Source organism: Citricoccus alkalitolerans (assembly GCF_039528175.1).
GTDB lineage: Bacteria > Actinomycetota > Actinomycetes > Actinomycetales > Micrococcaceae > Citricoccus > Citricoccus alkalitolerans.
On sequence record NZ_BAAALH010000001.1, the window covers coordinates 885,169 to 907,951 of the forward strand.

At 68.8% G+C, this 22,783-nt stretch carries 17 protein-coding genes and 1 tRNA gene; 15 read left to right on the top strand and 3 right to left on the bottom strand.

What is annotated here, in order from left to right; translation table 11 throughout:
• The first annotated feature begins 15 nt into the window (after positions 1-15).
• Entirely contained in the window at positions 16-924 is a 909-nt protein-coding gene (locus ABD134_RS03980) for a GNAT family N-acetyltransferase (RefSeq protein WP_344226903.1), read from the top strand.
• Between the two features lie 84 nt (positions 925-1,008).
• Here ABD134_RS03980 and ABD134_RS03985 read toward each other — a convergent pair whose 3' ends face one another.
• The gene (locus ABD134_RS03985) at positions 1,009-1,704 is read right to left on the bottom strand and encodes a TIGR03085 family metal-binding protein (RefSeq protein ID WP_344226905.1); all 696 of its coding nucleotides are present in this window, start codon (positions 1,702-1,704) and stop codon (positions 1,009-1,011) included.
• Between the two features lie 39 nt (positions 1,705-1,743).
• On the opposite strand from ABD134_RS03985, the gene hisI reads away from it, so the two are divergent.
• The 11 genes from hisI (at position 1,744) to pyk (ending at position 16,847) form a co-directional block, all read left to right on the top strand.
• Positions 1,744-2,178 (top strand): phosphoribosyl-AMP cyclohydrolase, encoded by a 435-nt coding sequence (gene hisI / locus ABD134_RS03990; protein ID WP_344226907.1) that lies wholly within the window; start codon positions 1,744-1,746, stop codon positions 2,176-2,178.
• On the top strand, positions 2,171-3,796 hold the full coding sequence (locus tag ABD134_RS03995) for a chorismate-binding protein (protein WP_344226909.1): 1,626 nt from the start codon (positions 2,171-2,173) through the stop codon (positions 3,794-3,796). The genes hisI and ABD134_RS03995 overlap by 8 nt, the downstream gene beginning before the upstream one ends.
• Complete coding sequence (locus ABD134_RS04000; RefSeq protein WP_344226911.1) at positions 3,793-4,416, top strand: Trp biosynthesis-associated membrane protein; 624 nt, start codon at positions 3,793-3,795, stop codon at positions 4,414-4,416. The genes ABD134_RS03995 and ABD134_RS04000 overlap by 4 nt, the downstream gene beginning before the upstream one ends.
• 142 nt (positions 4,417-4,558) lie before the next feature.
• Positions 4,559-4,831: an HGxxPAAW family protein gene (locus tag ABD134_RS04005; protein ID WP_344226913.1), complete on the top strand. Its 273-nt coding sequence runs from the start codon at positions 4,559-4,561 to the stop codon at positions 4,829-4,831.
• The gene (gene trpC, locus ABD134_RS04010) at positions 4,831-5,652 is read left to right on the top strand and encodes an indole-3-glycerol phosphate synthase TrpC (protein ID WP_344226915.1); all 822 of its coding nucleotides are present in this window, start codon (positions 4,831-4,833) and stop codon (positions 5,650-5,652) included. Before ABD134_RS04005 ends, trpC begins: the two co-directional genes overlap by 1 nt.
• Positions 5,653-5,711: 59 nt before the next feature.
• On the top strand, positions 5,712-7,022 hold the full coding sequence (gene trpB, locus ABD134_RS04015) for a tryptophan synthase subunit beta (RefSeq protein ID WP_344226917.1): 1,311 nt from the start codon (positions 5,712-5,714) through the stop codon (positions 7,020-7,022).
• Positions 7,022-7,852 (top strand): tryptophan synthase subunit alpha, encoded by an 831-nt coding sequence (gene trpA, locus ABD134_RS04020; protein WP_344226919.1) that lies wholly within the window; start codon positions 7,022-7,024, stop codon positions 7,850-7,852. Before trpB ends, trpA begins: the two co-directional genes overlap by 1 nt.
• A complete protein-coding gene (gene lgt / locus ABD134_RS04025; RefSeq protein ID WP_344226921.1) occupies positions 7,852-8,901 on the top strand; it encodes a prolipoprotein diacylglyceryl transferase in 1,050 nt (349 codons plus the stop codon). The genes trpA and lgt overlap by 1 nt, the downstream gene beginning before the upstream one ends.
• A gap of 147 nt (positions 8,902-9,048) precedes the next feature.
• Entirely contained in the window at positions 9,049-13,818 is a 4,770-nt protein-coding gene (gltB, locus tag ABD134_RS04030) for a glutamate synthase large subunit (protein ID WP_344226923.1), read from the top strand.
• Positions 13,811-15,301: a glutamate synthase subunit beta gene (locus ABD134_RS04035; protein WP_344226925.1), complete on the top strand. Its 1,491-nt coding sequence runs from the start codon at positions 13,811-13,813 to the stop codon at positions 15,299-15,301. Before gltB ends, ABD134_RS04035 begins: the two co-directional genes overlap by 8 nt.
• 52 nt (positions 15,302-15,353) lie before the next feature.
• Positions 15,354-16,847, top strand: a complete 1,494-nt coding sequence (gene pyk / locus ABD134_RS04040; RefSeq protein WP_344226927.1) for a pyruvate kinase — start codon at positions 15,354-15,356, stop codon at positions 16,845-16,847.
• 18 nt (positions 16,848-16,865) lie between these two features.
• Here pyk and ABD134_RS04045 read toward each other — a convergent pair whose 3' ends face one another.
• Positions 16,866-17,525 (bottom strand): ANTAR domain-containing response regulator, encoded by a 660-nt coding sequence (locus ABD134_RS04045; protein ID WP_344226929.1) that lies wholly within the window; start codon positions 17,523-17,525, stop codon positions 16,866-16,868.
• Positions 17,526-17,684: 159 nt separating this feature from the next.
• On the opposite strand from ABD134_RS04045, the gene ABD134_RS04050 reads away from it, so the two are divergent.
• Positions 17,685-17,769, top strand: a tRNA-Leu gene (locus ABD134_RS04050).
• Positions 17,770-17,798: 29 nt separating this feature from the next.
• Here ABD134_RS04050 and ABD134_RS04055 read toward each other — a convergent pair.
• Positions 17,799-18,359 (bottom strand): hotdog fold thioesterase, encoded by a 561-nt coding sequence (locus tag ABD134_RS04055; protein WP_378108361.1) that lies wholly within the window; start codon positions 18,357-18,359, stop codon positions 17,799-17,801.
• On the opposite strand from ABD134_RS04055, the gene polA reads away from it, so the two are divergent.
• Positions 18,352-21,324 carry a DNA polymerase I gene (gene polA, locus ABD134_RS04060; protein ID WP_417282004.1) on the top strand — a complete coding sequence of 991 codons (2,973 nt, stop codon included), beginning with the start codon at positions 18,352-18,354 and terminating at the stop codon, positions 21,322-21,324. The genes ABD134_RS04055 and polA overlap by 8 nt on opposite strands.
• Positions 21,308-22,651 (top strand): GNAT family N-acetyltransferase, encoded by a 1,344-nt coding sequence (locus ABD134_RS04065; RefSeq protein ID WP_344226931.1) that lies wholly within the window; start codon positions 21,308-21,310, stop codon positions 22,649-22,651. Before polA ends, ABD134_RS04065 begins: the two co-directional genes overlap by 17 nt.
• Positions 22,652-22,783: the final 132 nt, after the last annotated feature.

Below are 22,783 nucleotides of genomic sequence, written 5' to 3' on the forward strand. Positions count from 1 at the left end.
GTCGAGCTGCAGCGCTTGACCCTCCTGGGCTGGCCGGCCATCGAGTCGCAAGAGGTCAACGGCTGGTCTGTGCGTTTCTCGTCCGGCATCACGCGGCGTGCGAATTCCGTGGTGTCCGCGACGATGCCGGCATCCATGGCGGAGATCGAGGCCGCGGTGGATGAGGTCGAGCGGCGAAGCGCCGAGCGTTGGCTGGCTCCGACCTTCCAGCAGTGGTTGCCGGCGTCGGGATCCTGGCTGGAGGGCTATTCGGAAAGCCCTACGGAACGTACTACAGGATTGTCGGGGGGATTGTCGGATGGGTTGTCGAGGGTTCCTGCAGCAAGCAACCCCACCGCGGCACACCATGTGGAGTCCGAGACGTTCTTCGAGGGCCAGCAGCGCCTGGGCAGTCTCCTGGAACGCCGCGGCTACGAGGCTGTCGCCCCCACCGGCGTGCTGTGGATGGATCGGCAAGGACTCCCGGCGGATGCCGACTGGGACCGTCGCATCCTCGTCAACGAGACTCTCAGCGGCGAGTGGCTGGAGGCCTACATGGGCCGGGACGCGGGCAGCGGGTCGTCCGGGGACGACTCCGCCAGCCGGATGGTCCACCGTCGCCTGCTCGGGGGCGGTCGCAGCCGGTTCTACAGCTGCCTGGACGAGGACGGTGGAATCGCCGGCGGCGCGAAGGTGTCCCTGGTGGCCCCGGAGGGCTCCTCGAACACCTATGCGGGCATCTATGCGCTGTGGGTCCGCGGGGACCGGCGCGGACTGGGACTCTCCGGCCTCCTGCTGGACGCCATCTTCAACCACCTCGTGCGGTTGGACGTGGCCGGTTGCTGGCTGCAGGTGGAAGAGCGGTCCACGCGGGCGCTAACGGTGTACCAGTCCGCAGGCTTCTCGACGGTGGCGCGGTACCGGTACCTCACCCGCGCCCACTGACGCTGTCCGTCCGCATCCGGCGAAGAGGTTCAGACCACCCGGTTCAGACCACCCGATTCAGCACACGCGGATCAGCCCACAAGATCAGTCAACCAGTACCAGGGCATGGTCGCGGCGACCGAACGCATGCAGCACGAGTTCCCCGGCCGGGCCGGAGACGGTCCGGGTCTCCTCGTCCTTGCCGGTGGGGCGCGCCACCAAGCGCTGGCCAGTACTGCGGGCCAGGACAACCCCGGTCGGCTCGGAGCGGTACATCATGCGGACACGTCGGCCGAACTCGGTGAAGAGGGCGTTGGCGTAGTCATCGGCGAGGTGGCGCGGGGCCCAACGGTCCTGGGCACGCCGGACATCCTCGGTGTGGACGAAGAACTCAAGCAGGTTCGTGGCCTGGGCGGCACGCCGGGCCGCTGCGGAACCCTGGATGGTCTTGGCGAGTCTCGACGCCCTCGGGTTCTGGCGCAGTCGCGCCGGGGGCTGCGGCCCGGAGGCCACCCGGTCCACCAGCTGCTGGTAGGCGTGCGGCGAGGACGATGCGGCACCGAGTTCCCTGGTCTTCCGCTCCAGCGAGCGAGACAGGGGACGGAGCACCAGACCGGCCACGAGCGGCGAACTCTCCCGCAGGACGACATGGGCCGCGAGGTGCTCTGTCTGCCATCCCTCGCACAGGGTCGGCCGGCCGGGACCGGCAGCCAGCAGCGACTCGACGAGCGCATCCCGAGAGGCCGCGGTGAAGTCGCGTCCTGGTGTCTGGCCGGTGGTCCGGTCGGCGTGGTTCCCCATAACAGGGACAACGCTACACGGAGCTTAGACTGGATCACCATGGACAACACCGCCTCCGCCGATGTGGCACTCGACCCGGCGATCGCACAGCGGCTCAAGAAGACGCCCGACGGCCTTGTCGCGGCCATCGCCCAACAGCACGACACGGGTGAGGTGCTGATGCTGGGCTGGATGGACGAGGAGGCCCTGCGGCGCACCCTGACCTCCGGCCGGGCCACTTACTATTCGCGCTCACGGCGGGAGTACTGGCGCAAGGGGGACACCTCCGGTCACATCCAGGAGGTCCACTCCGTGGCATTGGACTGTGACGGGGACGCGTTGCTCGTGCAGGTCGACCAGACCGGAGCCGCCTGCCACACGGGCACTCGCACGTGCTTCGACGGGCGCCAACTGCCGCTCACCGGCCCTGACCGTGCGGCTCCTGCTGACGTCCCTGCAACCCCCACAGTGAAGGAGACCACCACGGATGCGTGAGCTCGGCACCATCACCCCCTCCGCGGAGGACTTCGAGAGCCTTGCCGGGCAGCACCGGGTCATCCCGGTGACCCTGACGGTGCTGGCGGACGGTCTGACTCCGGTCGGCATCTACCGCCGCCTGGCCGCGGACGAGCCCGGCACCTTCCTGATGGAGTCGGCGGCCCAGGGCGGCGTCTGGTCCCGTTACTCCTTCATCGGGGCGGGCAGCGCTGCCACGCTGACCACGCGCCGCCAGGCAGGGGAGGCCGTGGCCCACTGGCTGGGGGAGCCTCCGGCTGGAGTGCCCACCGAGGGCGACCCCATCGAGGTGCTCCGGGCGACCCTGGACCTGTTGTCCACTGACGTGCGCGATGGGTTGGGCAAGGACCTGCCCAACCTGGTCTCCGGGATGGCCGGCTTCCTCGGCTGGCCCACGGTGCGCCGCTGGGAGAGGCTGCCGAGCTCGCCGCCCGACGACCTCGGGCTGCCGGAGATGGCCATGAACCTCATCACGGACCTCGCCGTGCATGACACCGTGGACGGCACCGTCACCCTGGTGGCCAACGCCATCAACCACAACGGCCTGGCCTCCGGCGCCCGCGAGGCGTGGACGGACGCCGTGGAGCGACTGCGCTCGATGGCGACCCGGCTCACCGGTCCTGCCCTGTCCGACGCCCCGGGGTCGGCAGGAGGCGCGGCGGCCGGCGGTGACCCGGTGTCCGTCGCCCCGAGGGACTGGCTGAACCTCGATGTCTCGGCCCACGTGCACGACTCGTGGACTCACGAGGGCTTCCTGGACGCCGTCGCCAAGGCCCAGCAGGCCATCGTGGACGGTGAGGTCTTCCAGATCGTCGTCTCGCGCCGCTTCTCCGCGGAGACAACGGCCAGCGGCCTGGACATCTATCGGGTCCTGCGCGCCATGAACCCCAGCCCGTACATGTACCTGTTCTCCTTCGAGAAGCCCGGGCCCGACGGCGGCCGGTATCAGATCGTCGGGTCCTCGCCGGAGGCGCTGGTCACCGTCAACGACGGCTCGGTGATCACTCACCCGATCGCTGGATCGCAGCCCCGCGGAGCCACCGTGGAAGACGACCACCTGCACGAGAAGGTGTTGGTCAACGACCAGAAGGAGCGGGCGGAGCATCTGATGCTCGTGGACCTCTCCCGCAATGACCTGTCCAAGGTGTGTGTGCCTGGCAGCGTGTCCGTCACCCAGTTCATGGAGGTGGAGCGGTTCAGCCACATCATGCACCTGGTCTCCCACGTGGAAGGCCGGCTGGAGCCGGGGCAGAAGGCCCTGGACGTCCTGGCCGCGGCCTTCCCCGCCGGCACCCTGTCCGGGGCGCCGAAGCCGCGGGCGCTGCAATTGCTGGATGAGTGGGAACCCCAGGAGCGAGGCCCCTACGGGGGCGTGGTCGGCTACTTCGACCTGGCCGGCAACATGGATATGGCCATCAACATCCGCTCCGCGACCCTCGTGGACGGGACCGCCTACGTGCAGGCCGGTGCCGGGATCGTGGCCGATTCAGACCCGGAGACGGAGGCAGCCGAGACGGTGACCAAGTCGAGCGCCCCCATGCGGGCCGTCCTCGCGGCAGGCCTGCTGAGCACCTTGGACCCGGAGGCGATGCCATGATGATTAAGAGGCGCACCGCGGTCCTCTGGGCCATCGCCGCCGGGGCCATCATCCTCGGCACCGGGGCCCAGACCTGGATCGAGTCCTCCCAGATCTCCGGGTTGCCGGGCAACGCGGTCACCACCACCGGGAACGAGGCGGCCGCCGTCGTGCCTGCCATGGCTCTGGTTGGGATGGCCGCCGGCATCGCACTGTCCATGGCCCGCCGGATCGGCCGGTGGATCACGGCGCTGCTCCTGCTCCTCGCGGGCGTGGCAACCGCCTGGTCCTCCGTCCAGGCCGCACTGGACCCGGCAGCCGCGGCCCACTCCCAGGTCTCCGAGGCCAGCGGGACCACCGCAGGCGCTGGAGTCTACGCCGTGACCGTGTGGCCATGGCTGACCCTCGTCGGCGGCATCCTGCTGTTCCTCTGTGGTCTCGCCGTACTCTTGTTCGGCCGACGGTGGGCCACCACCCGCCGCTATGAGGCCGCACCGGCCACCCGAACGGCCACCACAGCCTCCGGTACGGAGTCCCCTGCGGGGCCCACCGCTGGGCCAACGGCGGCATCCACGACGCCGGAGGACCTGGACGAGATCGACGCCTGGGACGAGCTCAGCCGCGGCCAGGATCCCACCTGATCGAGACGGGGCGAGACCTGCGGGTCCGGCCCTGACTTCCGTGGCAGAATGAGGCACAGACCTGATCAGTTGCCGCACGCCTGACTGCGGGCAGTGCTGGCCTGGATAGACCTGGATATACCTGGAACGAAAGGGACGGTCCATGACCACCTCGCACCGCACCACCGACGACGACCTCGTCCTGAACGACCCGACTCACGCCGAGCCCCTCGGCCACGGCAACTCGCCGGCCGCGTGGACGCTGGTGCTGCTGATCCTCGCCGGATCCCTGCTGGCCGGCGTCGGCATGCTGGCCGACCTGTTCGTCCTGGTCATCGCCGGTGCCGTCGTCGTGGTGGCCGGGCTCATCGCCGGGTTCATCATGGGCAAGGCCGGCAAGGGCACCAAGGGTCACGCCAAGCCTGCCCGGCACTGATGGCCACCGTTCTCGAGGAGATCGTTGCCGGGGTCCGCGCCGACCTCGCCGAACGCCGCCGTGCGGTGTCCCTGGAGGTTATCCGCAGTCTGGCGGCCGAGGTCACGGACCGGGCTCCGGTCCGGGACGCCTATGCCGCCCTCGGCGGGGGACGTACGGACCCGGAGGGCGTCCGCATCCTTTCCGAGGTCAAACGGTCCAGCCCCTCCAAGGGGGCTCTGGCGGACATCGCCTCCCCGGCGGATCTGGCCCGGCGCTACGAGGCCGGTGGGGCCGCGGCCATCTCCGTGTTGACGGAACAGCACCGCTTCGGCGGCTCGCTCGCCGATCTGGATGCCGTCAGGGCAGCCGTGGACATCCCGGTGCTGCGCAAGGACTTCACGGTGGACGAGTACATGATCCACGAGGCCCGGGCCCACGGGGCGGACCTGGTCCTGCTCATCGTGGCCGCACTGGACGACGCGCAGCTAGCCGAGTACCTCGGCATCACCCATGAGCTGGGCATGAATGCCCTGGTGGAGGCACACACCGTCGAGGAGATCGAGCGCGCGGTGGCCGTGGGTGCCAGGATCGTCGGTGTGAACGTCCGCAACCTCAAGACCTTGGACGTGGATCCGCGGAACTATTCCACCCTGGCCCCGCACCTGCCCGAGGACGTGGTCCGGATCGCCGAATCGGGCGTCCAGGGACCGGAACAGGTGGCCGACTACGCCCGTGACGGTGCCGACGCCGTCCTGGTCGGAGAGGCCCTCGTGAAGCACGGTGACCCGACGCAGGCCATCCGCGACTTCCGCACGGCCTCGCTGGCCGTCCGCGGCTGACCTGTCCCTGACGTACCCCCGAATCTCCTGAAGTACCCGAACACAGACTGGAACGTACGATGATTGAGCACACCGGCAGCTATCAGCACCAGCCGGGGCCGTACTTCGGACCCTACGGCGGGCGCTGGATGCCTGAATCCCTGATCGCCGCACTCGAGGAAGTGGATCGGACCTTCACCGAGGCCCGGGACGATCCGGAGTTCACGGCAGAGCTGCAGGACCTGTTCACGAATTACGTGAACCGTCCCTCCCTGCTCACGGAGGTGCCGCGCTTCGCCCAGGATTCCCCGGGCGTGCGGATCTTCCTCAAGCGCGAGGACCTCAACCACACCGGGTCCCACAAGATCAACAACGTGATTGGGCAAGCCCTGCTGGCCCGCCGGATGGGCAAGACCCGCCTCATCGCGGAGACCGGTGCCGGACAGCACGGCGTGGCCACCGCGACTGCCGCTGCCCTGTTCGGCCTGGAGTGCACCGTCTACATGGGCGAGGTGGACACCCAGCGCCAGGCGCTCAACGTCGCCCGCATGGAGATGCTCGGGGCCACCGTCATCCCCGTGACCACCGGTGCCCGCACGCTCAAGGACGCCATCAACGAGGCCCTGCGGGACTGGGTCGCCTCCGTGGAGACCACCCACTACCTCCTGGGCACCGTCACCGGACCGGCGCCGTTCCCGGCCATGGTCCGCTACTTCCACTCGGTCATCGGCGAGGAGGCCCGCGAGCAGATCATCGCGCAGGCCGGTCGGCTGCCGGACGCGGTCTGCGCGTGCGTCGGCGGGGGTTCGAACGCCATGGGCCTCTTCCACGCCTTCCTGGACGACTCCAGTGTGGAGCTCTACGGCCTGGAGGCCGGAGGCAAGGGGATCAGCACGGGCGAGCACGCCGCGTCGATCAATCTCGGCCGCACCGGTGTGCTCCACGGCGCACGCACCTACCTCATGCAGGACGAGGACGGCCAGACCATCGATTCACACTCGATCTCGGCCGGCCTCGACTACCCTGCCGTGGGCCCCGAGCACGCCTGGCTCAATGACACCGGCCGGGCCACCTACGAGCCCGTGGACGACGCCGAGTGCATGGACGCCTTCCAGCGGTTGTGCCGCACCGAGGGCATCGTGCCGGCGATCGAGTCCGCCCACGCCCTGGCCGGCGCCCTGCGCCTGGCGCAGCGTTGGGCGGACGAGGGTATCGTCAGTGCCTCTACCGCCGCTGGTGACGAGAAGATCATCATCGTCAACCTGTCCGGACGTGGTGACAAGGACGTGGCCACGGCGGCGAAGTACTTCGGCATGCTGCCGGACGCCGCGACCCCCGAGGGCGGCGACGCGGAGGCCGTGGCCGCACGCCCCGAAGGAGCGCAGAACTGATGACCGAGCAGACCGAGAACATCGCGATCCGATCGCTGACCACTGAGAGCATCGAGGCCGCGCGCGACGCCGGCCGCACCGCCTTCATCGGCTACCTCCCGGCCGGCTTCCCGACTGTCGAGGACTCGATCGAGGCGGCCGTCGCCTTGGGCAACAACGGTGCCGACGTCATCGAGATCGGCATCCCCTACTCGGACCCGGTGATGGACGGGCCGGTCATCCAGGCGGCCACGAGCCAGGTGCTGGCCGACGGCTTCCGGATCGATGCGGTCTTCGACATCATCCGGGCCGTCACGCAGCGCACTGACGCCGCGGTGGTGGTCATGACCTACTGGAACATCGTCGACCGGATGGGCGTGGAGACCTTTGCCCGTCAGCTGGCCGAAGCCGGGGGAGCGGGAATCGTCACTCCGGACCTGGTGCCGGAGGAGGCCGGAGCTTGGTTCGAGGCCTCCGACCGCTACGGACTGGACCGGATCTTCCTGACCGCGCCGAGTTCCACGGACGAGCGCGTGAAGCTGATCACCGAATCCTCGCGCGGCTTCGTCTACGGCGTGTCCGTCATGGGCGTCACCGGGGCCCGCTCCGAGGTCTCCACGGCCGCCGAGAACGTCGTCGCCCGGGCGCACGCCGCCGGGGCACCCCGCGTCGCGGTCGGCCTGGGCATCTCGAAGCCCGAGCACATCCGTGAGATCGGTGAGTATGCCGATGGTGCGATCGTGGGCACCGCCCTGGTGGCGGCCCTGCGGGACGGGGGCCCGGCCGCCGTCGGGGCCCTGGCGGCCGAACTGGCCACGGGCGCCGTGAAGAACCCACGAGGAGACGCCTGATGTACGGCGCGCTGACCACGGCCGCCATCCCTGCCCCGGTCTGGGACGGCTTCGACCTCGGCCCCGTCACGATCCACGCCTATGCGCTGTGCATCGTGGCCGGCATGGTCGCTGGCCTCTGGCTGGCCTCGCGGCGCTGGAAGGCCCGTGGTGGCCCCGAGGGCAGCATCATCGACATCTCCATCTGGGCCATTGTCTTCGGCCTGGTCGGCGCTCGGCTCTACCACGTAGTCTCGTCACCGGACGCCTATTTCGGCCCCAACTTCGACGGCACGGGCGACCTGACCAAGATCTGGCGGGTCTGGGAGGGCGGCCTCGGGATCTGGGGCGCGGTCGCACTGGGCGCCGTGGGTGCCTGGATCGCCTGCCGCCGCTACGGTTTCAAGATCTCCGCCTATGCCGACGTGGTGGCCCCAGGAGTGCTGCTCGCCCAGGCCATCGGCCGTCTCGGCAATTACTTCAATCAGGAACTCTTCGGCGGCCCCACCACGGCGCCCTGGGGCCTGCAGGTGTCCGCCGACCACGCGAACTTTCCCGCCGGTGCCCTCGAGGGCACCCTCTTCCACCCCACGTTCGCCTACGAGATGCTGTGGAACCTGCTCGGGGTGGCCCTGCTGCTGCTGATCGACCGCCGGCTGCACCTGCGGCGAGGCATGATGCTCTGGTCCTACGTCGCCTGGTACACGGCTGGCCGCACTTGGATCGAGATGCTGCGGATCGACGAGGCGGAGATGGTCACGCTCTTCGGCAGCACCCAGCGCCTGAACGTCTGGACCTCGCTGTTGATGTTGCTGATCGCCATCGGCTATCTCATCTACCTGGGCCTCACCCGGCCGAAGACCGCCGAGGCGAAGGCCGAGGCAGAGTCAGTGTGGCGTGCAGGCCGGGAACCGGTCGAGGACTCCGATACGGCGACCGAGACCGAGACCGACTCGACACCCGCGTCTGCGACGGTCGCCGGGGCCTCAGATCCAGCCGTGCCATCCGTCGACGGGGCGAAAGTTAACGCAGCCGAAACAAAAAAAGTGGCCGATCCGACCGAAAAGTGAGATGGACGGCCCCCCGCCTCGGTAGTATCGGATCCACTGCATTGACGTGAGGTGAAGCGGACGAAACCGCGTGTTCATCTCTCGACGTAGGGGCCGATGATGTCCCCTTCCACCGCAGCAGAACCCCTGCGCAACGGAAGGACTCTCATGACATTGCGCCGTGATGACCAGCACGCCCGCCCTCCCCAGGGCCAGCCCGCAGAGGCGGGGCACCCAGTTCAGGCCGTCCCGCCGGAGCCGGCAGACCGGCCGCTGCCGGAGGACTCGGTCCAGGACGCATTGGCCCGGGATCCGAAGAACCCCTTCAACCGGTTCTCCGCGATCCCCACCGAGCAGGGTCTGTACCGACCTGACGCGGAGACGGACAACTGCGGCCTGGCCGTCATCTCCACCCTGCGCGGCACCCCGGGGCACGACATCGTGCAGCACGCCCTCGTGGCGCTGCGCAATCTCGAACACCGCGGCGGCGTGGGCGGGGATGACGGCACCGGAGACGGGGCCGGACTACTGCTGCAGATCCCGGACGCCTTCTTCCGCGAGGTCGTCGACTTCGACCTGCCGGACGCCGGGCATTACGCCGCCGGTACGGCATTCCTGCCGCAGGATGCCACCGAGCGCCGTCAGTGCGTGGACGGCATCCAGGAGCGCGCCACCGAGGAGGGACTCGTGGTCCTGGGCTGGCGCGACGTCCCGGTGGACACCGACGTGCTCGGTGCCTCTGCCCGAGCGGTCATGCCCCACTTCTCCCAGCTGTTCCTCGCCCTGGACCCCTCGGTGGGGACCACAGCCGGCGACTCGCTGGACGCCCGCGTCTTCCGGGTCCGCAAGCGCACCCAGAACAAGTTCGGGGTCTACTTCCCCTCACTGTCCACGCAGACGATCGTCTACAAGGGGATGCTGTCCACGGCCCAGCTCGAGCCGTTCTATCCCGATCTCTCGGACGAGCGCTTCGCCACGTCCCTGGCCGTAGTGCACTCCCGCTTCTCCACCAACACCTTCCCGTCCTGGCCGCTGGCCCAGCCGTTCCGGACCATCGCCCACAACGGCGAGATCAACACGGTCAAGGGCAACCGGAACTGGATGCGCGCCCGCCAGTCCCAGCTGGCGTCCTCGGTGCTCGGCGAGGAACCGGAGAAGCTGTACCCGATCTGCACCCCAGGTGCCTCGGACTCCGCGAACTTCGACGAGGTCGCCGAGCTGCTGATGCTTGCCGGCCGGCCCCTGAGCCACGTGGTGATGATGATGATCCCGGAGGCGTGGGAGAACCACGAGTCCATGGACCCGGACCGCCGGGCGTTCTATCAGTACCACTCCATGCTCATGGAGCCGTGGGACGGCCCCGCCGCCGTGGCCTTCACCGACGGACGCCAGGTCGGGGCGGTGCTGGACCGCAACGGCCTGCGCCCGGCCCGTTACTGGGTCACTGATGACGGGCTGGTGGTGCTGGCCTCCGAGGTCGGCGTGCTGCCGCTCGATCCCTCCCGGATCGTCCGCAAGGGCCGCGTGGCACCGGGCCGGATGTTCCTCGTGGACACCGCTGAGGGCCGCATCATCGAGGACAACGAGGTCAAGGCGGAGGTGGCCTCGGCCAACCCGTGGCGAGAGTGGGTCCGCGAGAACCTCATCAACCTGGCCGACCTGCCCGAGCGTGAGCACGTCAACTACTCATCCACCTCCGTGGCGCACCGCCAGCGGACCTTCGGCTACACCACGGAGGAACTCCGCCTGCTCATCGGCCCCATGGCGGAGAAGGGAGCGGAGCCCCTGGGTGCCATGGGCACGGACACCCCCATCGCGGTGCTCTCGAAGCGGCCCCGGCTGCTGTTCGACTACTTCACGCAGTCCTTCGCTCAGGTCACGAACCCGCCGCTGGACTCCATCCGCGAGGAACTCGTCACCTCCATGCGGACCTCGATCGGCCCGGACGGCAACCTGCTGTCCACCGACCGGGTGCGGACCAACCACGTGAACCTCGAGTTCCCGGTCATCGACAACGACCAGCTGGCCAAGATCGCCAATCTGCGGTCGGAGGGTGGTCAGCAGTCCAGTGGTATGCCCGGGATCCAGTCCGGCGGGAAGGTCGCCCTGAAGGTCCGTGGCCTCTACCGGGTCGACGGCGGCTCGGCCGGCCTGCGTGATCGGCTCACCGAGATCTGCGAGCAGGTCTCGGCCGCGGTGAACCGTGGAGTGCAGTACATCGTGCTCTCCGACCGCGATTCGAATGCACAGTGGGCTCCCATCCCGTCCCTGCTGCTCCTCTCCGCCGTGCACCACCACCTCTTGTCCTCGGCCAACCGAACCCGTGCCTCGCTGCTCGTCGAGGCAGGTGACGTCCGCGAGGTCCATCACGTGGCCGTGCTCATCGGCTACGGTGCCTCTGCGGTGAACCCCTACCTGGCCATGGAGTCAGCCGAAGACCTGGTCCGTACCGGGGCCATCACCGGCGTGACCCGCGCCGAGGCAGTCGCCAACCTCATCAAGGCTCTCGGCAAGGGCGTGCAGAAGATCATGTCCAAGATGGGCATCTCCACTGTGGCGTCCTACTGCGGGGCCCAGACGTTCGAGGCCATCGGCCTGTCGCGGCCCCTCGTGGACCGGTACTTCGCCGGCACGCACACTCCCATGGGCGGGGTCGGGCTGGGCGTCATCGCCGCCGAGAACGAGCAGCGCCACTGGGCGGCCTACCCGCCGGACGGCAACGACATCGATCCCTACCGGGAACTGGAGACCGGGGGCGAGTACCAGTGGCGTCGGGACGGGCCACCGCACCTGTTCAATCCGGAGACCGTGTTCCGGCTCCAGCACGCCACCCGGACCCGCCAATACGGCATCTTCAAGGATTACACGCAGCGCGTGGACGAGCAGGCCCGGGACCTGATGACCCTGCGTGGGCTGCTGACCCTGAAGACCGGGGTGCGCCAGCCCGTCCCGCTGGACGAGGTCGAGCCCGTCTCGGAGATCGTCAAGCGCTTCTCCACGGGGGCCATGAGCTACGGCTCGATCTCCCGGGAGGCCCACGAGACCCTCGCGATCGCCATGAACCGGCTGGGCGGCAAGTCCAACACCGGCGAGGGCGGCGAGGACCCGGAACGCCTCCTGGATCCGGAACGCCGCTCGGCCATCAAGCAGATCGCCTCCGGCCGCTTCGGCGTGACCAGCCTCTACCTCGCGACCGCGGACGACCTGCAGATCAAGATGGCACAGGGGGCCAAGCCCGGCGAGGGCGGTCAGCTCATGGGCACCAAGGTGTACCCCTGGGTGGCCTCCACCCGGCACTCCACGCCCGGCGTCTCGTTGGTCTCGCCGCCGCCGCACCATGACATCTACTCGATCGAGGACCTCGCCGAGTTGATCTATGACCTGAAGCGGTCCAACCCGGCTGCCCGTGTACACGTCAAGCTCGTCTCAGAATCCGGGGTGGGTACCGTGGCGGCCGGCGTGACCAAAGCCAAGGCCGACGTCGTGCTGATCTCCGGGCACGACGGCGGCACCGGGGCCTCGCCGCTGAACTCGCTCAAGCATGCGGGAGCCCCGTGGGAGCTGGGGCTCGCCGAGGCTCAGCAGACCCTGATGCTCAACGGCCTGCGGGACCGGGTGGTGGTCCAGGTGGACGGCCAGCTCAAGACGGGCCGGGACGTGGTCATCGCCGCGCTGCTCGGTGCCGAGGAGTTCGGCTTCGCCACCGCACCCCTGGTGGTCTCCGGCTGCATCATGATGCGCGTCTGCCACCTGGACACCTGCCCGGTGGGGGTGGCCACCCAGAACCCGGAGCTCCGGTCCCGGTTCACCGGCCAGCCGGAGTTCGTGGTCACCTTCTTCGAGTTCATCGCCCAGGAGGTCCGGGAGTACCTGGCCGAGCTCGGCTTCCGGTCCATCGACGAGGCTGTCGGCCACATCGACGTCCTGGACCGGGATGCGACCCGGAACCACTGGAAGACCGAGGACCTGGACCTGAGCGGCATCCTGGCCGGGTACGATCCTGCCGATCCGGCCAAGGCGAGTCAGCTGTCCAATACCCACGGACAGAACCACGAGCTGGACCAGCACTTCGACAACGACCTCATCACCCTGGCCGAGCCCGCCATCGCGAACGGCACGCCGGTCGAGGTCACCAAGCGGATCGTCAACACGGACCGGGCCGCCGGCACCATGCTCGGCTACCACGTCACGAAGGCCCGGTTGCTGGACGAGCTGCCGGCGGACACCATCACCGTCAACCTCACGGGGGAGGCGGGTCAGTCGCTGGGCGCCTTCCTGCCGGCCGGGATCACGCTCCGGCTACAGGGGGACGCCAACGACTACGTGGCGAAGGGACTGTCCGGGGGGCGCATCGTCGTGCGCCCGGACGCCTCGGCAGGGTTCGCGGCCGAGGACAACGTGGTGGCGGGCAATGTCATCGCCTATGGCGCCACCTCGGGCGAGATCTTCCTGCGTGGTCGCGTGGGGGAGCGGTTCCTGGTCCGCAACTCTGGGGCCAGCGCCGTCGTCGAGGGGATCGGGGACCACGGCTGTGAGTACATGACCGGGGGACGCGCCCTCATCCTCGGCCGGACAGGCCGCAATTTCGGGGCTGGCATGTCCGGTGGCACCGCCTGGGTCCTGGACCTGGACGAGACCACCCTGAACCCGCTGGCCGTGGAGCAGAATGACCTGTTGCTGCTGGAGCCGCGCGCCGAGGACCGGGAGGCCATCATGGGCCTGCTGGAACGGCACCGTGCCGAGACCGGTTCGCCGGTGGCCGCTCATCTGCTCTCCGACCTGGAGGCTGACCCGGAGGCGGTGATGGCGCGCTTCACCACCGTGCTGCCAGCCACCTACGACGCCGTGCTGAAGACGCGTGCGGCCGTCATCGACGAAGGACTAGACCCGGACGGCGATGCCGCCTGGGGTCGTATTGTGGAGGCTACCCGTGGCTGATCCCCGTGGATTTCTGAACACCCGTGAGCGGCAGGACCGGCCGTCCCGTCCCGTGCCCGTGCGCATCCTGGACTTCAAGGACGTCTATGTCCGCCAGGATGAGGCCGTCATCCGGACGCAGGCCGGACGCTGCATGGACTGCGGCGTGCCGTTCTGCCACCAGGGCTGCCCCCTGGGCAACCTCATTCCCGAGTGGAACGACCTGGTCCACCGGGGCCGGTGGGAGGAGGCCGCCGCGCGGCTGCATGCCACGAACAACTTCCCCGAGGTCACCGGCCGCATCTGCCCGGCACCCTGTGAGTCGTCCTGCGTGCTGGGGATCAACCAGCCGGCCGTGACGATCAAGCAGACCGAGGTCTCCATCGCGGACGCCGCCTTCGACAACGACTGGCTCGACCCCGTCGTCCCCCAACGGCTCAACGGTCACACCGTCGCCGTCGTCGGATCCGGCCCCACCGGGCTGGCCGCCGCCCAGCAGCTGACTCGGGCCGGCTTCACCGTGGCCGTCTACGAGCGGGACGGGAGGGTCGGCGGCCTGCTGCGCTACGGGATCCCGGACTTCAAGATGGAGAAGGACATCCTCGACCGCCGGATCGAGCAGATGGAGGCCGAGGGAACACGTTTCCGCACCAACGTGACCATCGGCACCGACATGTCGTGGGCCGAGCTGCGGTCGCGTTACGACGCCGTCATCATGGCCACCGGAGCGCCCGTGCCGCGTGACCTGCCCGTGCCGGGCCGGCAGCTGGATGGTGTGCACTTCGCCATGGACTACCTGGTCCAGTCCAACCGGGCCGTGAACGGAGAACTGGACGAGTCGGAGGCGGCGGCTCAGATCCGGGCGGACGGCAAGCACGTGGTGGTCCTCGGCGGTGGTGACACCGGGGCCGACTGCATCGGCACGGCCCACCGCCACGGGGCTGCGTCTGTGACGACCCTGGCCATCGGCAAGGAACTGCCGGCGGAACGTCCGGATGACCAGCCGTGGCCGACTGTGCCGCGGGTCTACGAGGTGACCACTGCGGACGCCGAGGGCGGCACGCGCGAGTACCTGGCCTCCACCGTGGAATTCCTGGGCGAGGTGGGTGCCGACGGCGTGGAGCGGGTTCGAGCCGTGCGCGTGGCCGAGACCGAGTACCTGCCGGACGGCCGTCGCGTGCCGAAGCCCGGCACGGAGCGTGAGATTCCGGCTGACCTCGTGCTGCTGGCACTGGGGTTCACCGGGGTGGAGGATGCCGGACTGACCTCCGGAGAGGGCCACGCCGGTGTCGTGCTCGAACGCGGACTGGTCAAGCGGGACCACCGCTACGAGACCGACACCCCGGGGGTCTTCGTGGCCGGCGATGCCGGGCGCGGTGCCTCGCTCGTGGTGTGGGCTATCGCGGAGGGACGGGCCTGCGCCAAGGCCGTGGACGAGTCGCTCGAGACCTGGACTCGGCTGCCGTCCCCGGTGGAGCCGACGGATCGTGCCATGTCGGTGTGATGGAGCCACGGCTGTTCACCTCAACGTCAGTTCGGCTCGTTAGGCTGGGAGCATGAGACACGCGAAGATCGTCGCCACGTTCGGCCCGGCCAACGAGGGATACCAGAACACGAAGGACCTGATCGCCGCGGGGGTCGATGTCGCGCGCATGAACATGAGCCACGGGAGCTGGGACGTCCACGAGCGGACCTACGCGGACATCCGGAAGGCCGCCCGGGACCTCGACCGTCCCGTGGCGATCTTCGCGGACCTGCAGGGACCCAAGATCCGGCTCGGACGGTTCGCCGATGGACCGCACGAGCTGAGTGTGGGTGACCGCTTCACCATCACCACGCAGGAGATCGAGGGAACCGCGGAGCGCTGCGGCACCACCTTCAAGGGGCTGCCCGACGACGTCAAGGCCGGGGATGCCCTGCTGATCGACGACGGCAAGGTCGCCCTGCGCGCCGTGGAGGTGACCGGGACCGACGTCGTGACCGAGGTGGTGGTCCCCGGAGCGGTGTCCAACAACAAGGGCATCAACCTGCCCGGTGTGGCAGTGAACGTCCCCGCCCTGTCCGAGAAGGACGAGGACGACCTGCGCTGGGCCCTGGACCTGGGCGTGGACATGATCGCCCTCTCCTTCGTCCGCTCGGCCGAGGACATCCAGCGGGTGCACGAGATCATGGACGAGAAGGGCCGCCGGGTCCCGGTGATCGCCAAGATCGAGAAGCCCCAGGCCGTGGAGGCGCTGCACGGGATCGTGGACGCGTTCGACGCCATCATGGTGGCCCGCGGTGACCTCGGAGTGGAGCTGCCGCTCGAGGACGTCCCGCTGGTACAGAAGAGGGCCATCGAATTGGCCCGCCGCTGGGCCAAGCCCGTCATCGTGGCCACCCAGGTGCTGGAGTCCATGATCGACAGCCCCCGTCCCACCCGCGCCGAGGCCTCCGACTGCGCCAACGCTGTGCTGGACGGGGCCGATGCCGTCATGCTCTCGGGGGAGACCTCGGTGGGCAAGTATCCGGTGACCACCGTGGAGACGATGGCACGGATCATCGAGTCCACCGAAACCCACGGACTCGACCGCATCCGCCCACTGGGGTCCAGCCCGAAGACCCGCGGCGGGGCCATCACCCGGGCGGCCGTGGAGATCGCCGACCAGTTGGACGTGCGCCACCTGGCGGCCTTCACCCAGTCGGGCGACTCTGCCCGGAGGCTCTCCCGGTTGCGTCCGCAGCAGATGATCTACGCGTTCACGCACGTGGAGCACACGCACAACATCCTGTGCCTGTCCTGGGGCGTGCTGCCGAAGATGGTGCCCTTCGCGGACTCCACGGATGAGATGACGGCGCAGGTGGATCGCTCACTGCTCAAAGAGGGCATCGCCGGCGTCAACGACCTGGTGGTCATCGCCGCCGGTTCCCCTCCTGGCCTGGTCGGCTCCACCAACATCGTCAAGGTGCACCGCATCGGCGACCTGGACGACTCCGGGGGACTCGTGGAGGGTTACCCGCGGCCGAATGCCGAGCGGGTCGGGATGTGGCCGGCACGTTCGCCCCTGTGATCGAGCGCGCGCGCGAGGTCATCTCATCTGGTCGATGACCGTCTGGGCGACCTCGCGCATGCTCAGCCGCCGGTCCATGGAGCTCTTCTGGATCCACCGGAACGCCTCCGGCTCGGTCAGGTTCAGGGTGGTCGTCAACAGCGACTTGGCACGGTCGACGAGCTTGCGGGTGGCGAACTGCTCGGCGAGGTCGGAGACCTCCTCCTCGAGTGCCCGGAGCTCATCGAAGCGGGCCACCGCCAGCTCGATCGCGGGCACGAGGTCGTTCTCGTTGAACGGCTTGACCACGTAGGCCATGGCTCCGGCCTCACGGGCCCGCTCCACCAGCTCCCGCTGGCTGAAGGCCGTCAGGAGGACCACGGGGGCGATCTTGGCCTGGGCGATGTGCTCGGCGGCGGTGATGCCGTCCATCACGGGCATCTTGACGTCCATCAGGACCACGTCCGGCTCGAGCTCGGTGGCCAGGTCCAGGGCCTTCTGGCCGTTGTCCGCCTCGCCGACCACGTCATAGCCCTGCCCAGTGAGGATCTCCACGATGTCCACGCGGATGAGCGTCTCGTCCTCGGCGACGACGACGCGGAGTATGTCGGCACCGTCACTGGTTCCGGCCTGGCCGGGCGTCGGGTCCGTCTCGGGGCTCGGGTGGATCTCGGGATTCTCGGACTTATCGGTCGACATGCAGGCTCCTTGCGCTTGTTCCCCCGACAGCGTATCGGTGCCTGGTGGCGATGACGTGCGGTTGGGCCGCGATGACACGTTCACAGCGTGTATTCTTGTAGGGTTGTCATGCTCGAGATTCCCAGAGGAGACTCCAGGGGGACCGAGCAGACCATTCAAGCCCGAATGGCGGAATTGGCAGACGCGCCGCACTCAAAATGCGGTATCGAAAGATGTGTGGGTTCAAGTCCCACTTCGGGCACCAGTCTCATCCCGTCACTGTCCTGCCGCGACTCACCGCCGGCCCGGTTCCAGGATCATGTTCGTGATCTTGGCCGTGGACAATCGTTTCCCGTGCTCATCGGTCATGACGATCTCATGCGTGGTCAGCGTGCCGCCCAGGTGGATCGGCGTGCAGGTGCCCGTGACCAGGCCGCCCGTGACACCGCGGTGGTGGGTGGCACTGATCTCAATCCCCACGACCGGTTTCTGTCCGCCCGTGTGCAGTACGGCGCCGATCGACCCCAGGGTCTCGGCCAGGACCAGGTGCGCGCCGCCGTGCAACAGCCCCGCGTTCTGCTCATTGCCCGCCACCGGCATGGTGGCCACCATCCGCGCCACCGTCATCTCCTGGAAGACGATGCCCATCTTCGCCGCCAGGGGACTGATGCCCAGTACGCCCAGCTGGTCGTGGAGGTCCTCCGGGATGCCGGAGTCGAGCATCATCCGCCGGCGCTCGTCGGGGCTGAGCTCGGGGGTGGTGCCCGGCACGAAGGCATAGGGTGCCGGCTTCGTGGCCGGTGATGTCGCCGGTGAGGTGGCGGGGGCTGCTGTCTGGGCATCGTTCATGACCATTAGGCTGGCACCCGTGACTGATTCGAGCAATCCCGTACCTGATTCCGCCGTCCCCGCCGCGCCACCGGCGGCTGACCAGCGCCTGCTGGTCATCGATGGCCACTCCATGGCCTTCCGGGCCTTCTACGCGTTGCCGGTGGACAACTTCGCCACGGACACCGGTCAGCACACCAACGCCGTCTACGGCTTCACCACCATGCTGCTGACCATGATCCGCCAGCAGAAGCCCACGCACGTGGCGGTCGCGTTCGACCTGGACACCCCCACGTTCCGCTCGGAGGAGTACACGGAGTACAAAGCAGGCCGCTCGAAGACGCCGGAGGAGTTCCACGGCCAGATCAACCTGATCATCAAGGTCATGGAGGCCATGAACATCCCCACCGTCTCAGTGGACGGGTTCGAGGCGGACGACATCGTGGCGACCTTCGCCGCCCAGGCGGAGGCCGCCGGCTGGGACACCCGCGTGGTCTCGGGGGACCGGGACGCCTTCCAGCTGATCACGGACCAGACGACGGTGCTCTACCCGAAGAAGGGCGTCTCGGACATCCCGCCCATGGACGCCGCCGCCATCATCGAGAAGTACGGGGTGGCTCCGGAACGCTACCCGGATCTGGCCGCATTGGTCGGGGAGACGGCGGACAACCTGCCGGGCGTTCCGGGCGTCGGTCCCAAGACCGCCGCCAAGTGGATCAACCTCTACGGCACCGTCGAGGACGTGCTAGAACACGCCGACGAGATCAAGGGCAAGGCCGGCCAGTCCCTGCGGGACCACGCGGACGACGTCCGGCGCAACCGCCGCCTGAACCATCTGCTGCGGGACATGGAGCTGCCGGTGGCGCTTGAGGCCACCGAGCTCACGCACCCGGACCACGAGCAGGTCGAGGAGCTCTTCGACGCGCTCCAGTTCAACACCGTGCGCCAGCGACTCTTCGACACCCTGGCTGAGCGCCTCGGGGGTGAGCCGGAGGCCGCCCCGGTCGAGGCCACTCCGGAGTTCACGGTCCTCACCCCGGATGCCGCCGGCGCGGCCGCACTGGAGTCCTTCCTCGCTGAGCACGCCGCCAACCTGATCGGTGTGCACGTGGTCCTGGACGGCCCGGCTATCCTGCCCAAGCGCAAGATCCCGGCCCCGGGGGACTATGGCGTCGCGATCGGTGCCGCCCTGGTGGCCGAGGTCAGCGGCGGTGCCGGCACTGCGGGCTTGAGCACCGGACGGGTCGGGAAGGCTGAGAAGGCCGCAGTCTATGTTGACCTCCGGCTCCCTTCCGCGAACACCTCCTCTGAGGACACCACGCCCGACGCCGGCCCCGGCCCGGTGCTGGCGGCCTACCTCGCGCAGGCGGGCCACCCGAAGGCGATCTACGACCTCAAGGCCGTCGCGAAAGCGCTCTCGGCGGCTGGGCACCGGACCGCACTGGGCGCGGACGTGGTGCTGGCCGGCGTCGTGGACGATGTCCTGCTCTCCGCCTACTTGATCCAGCCGGACCGCCGCGGCTACGGGCTGGACGCCCTGGTGCAGACCTATCTGCAGTCCACCCTGGAGATGGAGGATGATCCGACCCAGGCCGGGGACCAGCTGGAACTGGATCTGGACAGTGCCGCCGACGCCGGGGCCTCCTCCGAGGAAGCCGTCCTCCAGGCCCAGGGCGCAGCCGCCGTTCGGGCGGGCTGGATGGTGCGCCGGCTCTCCGAGATCTTCTCGCCGGCGCTGATCGAGCGTGGCGCCCAGCAGTTGCTGCTGGACCTGGAGATCCCGCTGGCCGAGGTCATGGTGGACATGGAGCTGGCCGGCATCGCCGTGGACCGTCCGGTCCTGGACGGGCTGTTCGCCGACTTCACCGAACGCATGGAGGCGGCCCAGGAGTCGGCGTGGGCCTCGGTCTCCGAGGTGACCGGCGGGGAGAAGGTCAACCTCGGCTCCCCGAAACAGCTGCAGGCCCTGCTGTTCGAGAAGCTGGACATGCCGAAGACCCGCAAGACCAAGACGGGTTACTCCACGGACGTCGAGTCCCTCAACGACCTGCTGAACCAGACCCAGCACCCCTTCCTCGAGAACCTGATGCTCCACCGGGACGCCACGAAGCTGCGGCAGACGGTGGAGGGGCTGCGGGACACCGTGGCGCAGGACGGGCGCATCCACACCACCTATTCGCAGACGGCCGCCGCCACCGGGCGGCTGTCCAGCCTGCACCCGAACCTGCAGAACATCCCGGTGCGCACGGAGGCCGGCCGGAAGATCCGCGACGTGTTCGTGGTGGGCGAGGGCTACGGCACCCTGCTGACCGCGGACTACTCCCAGATCGAGATGCGGATCATGGCGCACCTCTCCGAGGACGAGGCTCTGATCCAGGCCTTCCGGGACGGTGAGGACCTGCACCGGTTCGTCGGGGCACAGGTGTTCGGCGTGGATCCGGCAGACGTCTCCGGTGAGATGCGGGCCAAGGTCAAGGCCATGAGCTACGGACTCGCTTACGGGTTGAGCTCTTTCGGACTGTCCAAGCAGCTGCAGATCCCCGTGGACGAGGCACGGGGACTGATGAAGGGCTACTTCGACCGCTTCGGTGCCGTACGCGACTACCTGAAGGACCTGGTGGCGCAGGCCCGCCGGGACGGGTACACGGCCACGATCAAGGGTCGGCGCCGGTACCTTCCGGACCTCAACAGTGACAACCGCCAGTTGAGGGACATGGCCGAGCGGGCCGCCCTCAATGCCCCGATCCAGGGCTCCGCCGCAGACATCATCAAGCAGGCCATGCTGGACGTGCAACTGGCCATCAACGAGCAGGGCCTGCGTTCCCGGATGCTGCTGCAGGTGCATGACGAACTCATCCTCGAGGTCCCGGACGACGAGTTGGAGGCAGCCACCGCCTTGCTGGAGGACAAGATGGGCCATGCGGCGCAGCTCTCGGTACCGCTCGACGTGAACGTGGGAGTAGGGCGGAGCTGGCATGATGCGGCCCACTGAGGAGTTCACCGCCGGGATCCTGCCCGGCCTGGACCTGTACCGCTTCCGCTCCTCCGGCCGGCCCGCCGTGGAGGACCCCCGCGCTGCCCGCATGACCGCCGCGGTCGAGCGGGGCTTCTACGAGGCGGTCCCCACCGGGGCGGCACTGGACCAGGTCCTGGACCTGGACGCACAGGACCGGCGCACCTACGTGGGGGTCTATGAGGCCGGGGTGGCACCGGAGGACGCCGAGCCGGTCGGCACCTTCGCCTCCTTCAGCAAGCACCTCCAGACCGGCGCCGGCCGGGAGGTCGAGGGCTTCCTCATCTCGGACGTGACTGTTCGCTCCACCCATCGCCGCCGGGGCATCCTACGGGCCATGATGCGGGCGGAGCTGGACCGGGCCGCCTCTGCCGGGTTCCCCGTGGCAGCGCTGAGTGCCTCGGAGGCCACGATCTACCGGCGGTTCGGGTTCGGGGTGGCCACGACCCGGCGTACGGTGGAGGTGGATTCCGGTGGTGAGGCCGCCCTCGCCGGCCCGGTGTCCGGGTCCATGCGGCTGATCGATCCGAAGGACCTGCGGGACCTGGGGCCGGTCCTCTACGACCGTGCACACCGCCAGAGCCCCGGCGCCGTGGGCCGTACGGCCGCCTACTCGGTGATCGAGACGGACACCTGGATGTCCAAGAACGATGGCAAGGGCACCGGGGTGATCGCGGCCGTGCACTACGACGACGGCGGCACACCCCGCGGGTACGTCACGTACACGTTCACCGGCTGGGACCAGAAGATCCCGGCCGTCAAGATCGGGGTGCTCGTGGCGAGCACAGCCGCCAGTTACCGGGCGATCTGGGACTACCTCCTCCACCTGGACCTCATCCGGAAGGTCGAGTGGGGCTTCGCCTCGGACGACCGGCTGATCGAGAACCTGCTGGTGGATCCGCGCCGGGTCAAGACCACCGGGCATGCGGACCAGTTGTGGCTGCGTATCCTCGACGTTCCGGCGTGCCTGACGGGCCGGCCGTACCACCGGGACGGCGAGCTCGTCCTGGAGGTCACGGACCCCCTCGGCTATGCCGCCGGAGTCTGGCGGCTGACCGTGGAGGGTGGCGCGGCCGACGTCGTGCGGGCGGCCGTGAGGGTGGGCGACGCCGAGACGGAACCCCAGACGGTGACGGCGGACCTGACCCTGGAGGTGGCCGACCTCTCCAGTGTCTACCTGGGCGGTGTGTCCGCGGAGGTGCTGCGTCAGGCCGGGAGGATCACCGAGCACCGGGCCGGCTCCGCCGCGGAATTGACCGCCCTGCTGGCTCAGGACCGGCCGGTGTTCTGCATGACGGGCTTCTGACGGACTGCCTTTGACCCAGACTTGCCAATGTCGTTAGACTGAACGAGCACTTTCTGTGCGCTACCAATATTCATATCAACCCACTATCCGGGTTGTCGCGTTCCCTTCCTGTGTCCGCGTCGCCCGGCCGAG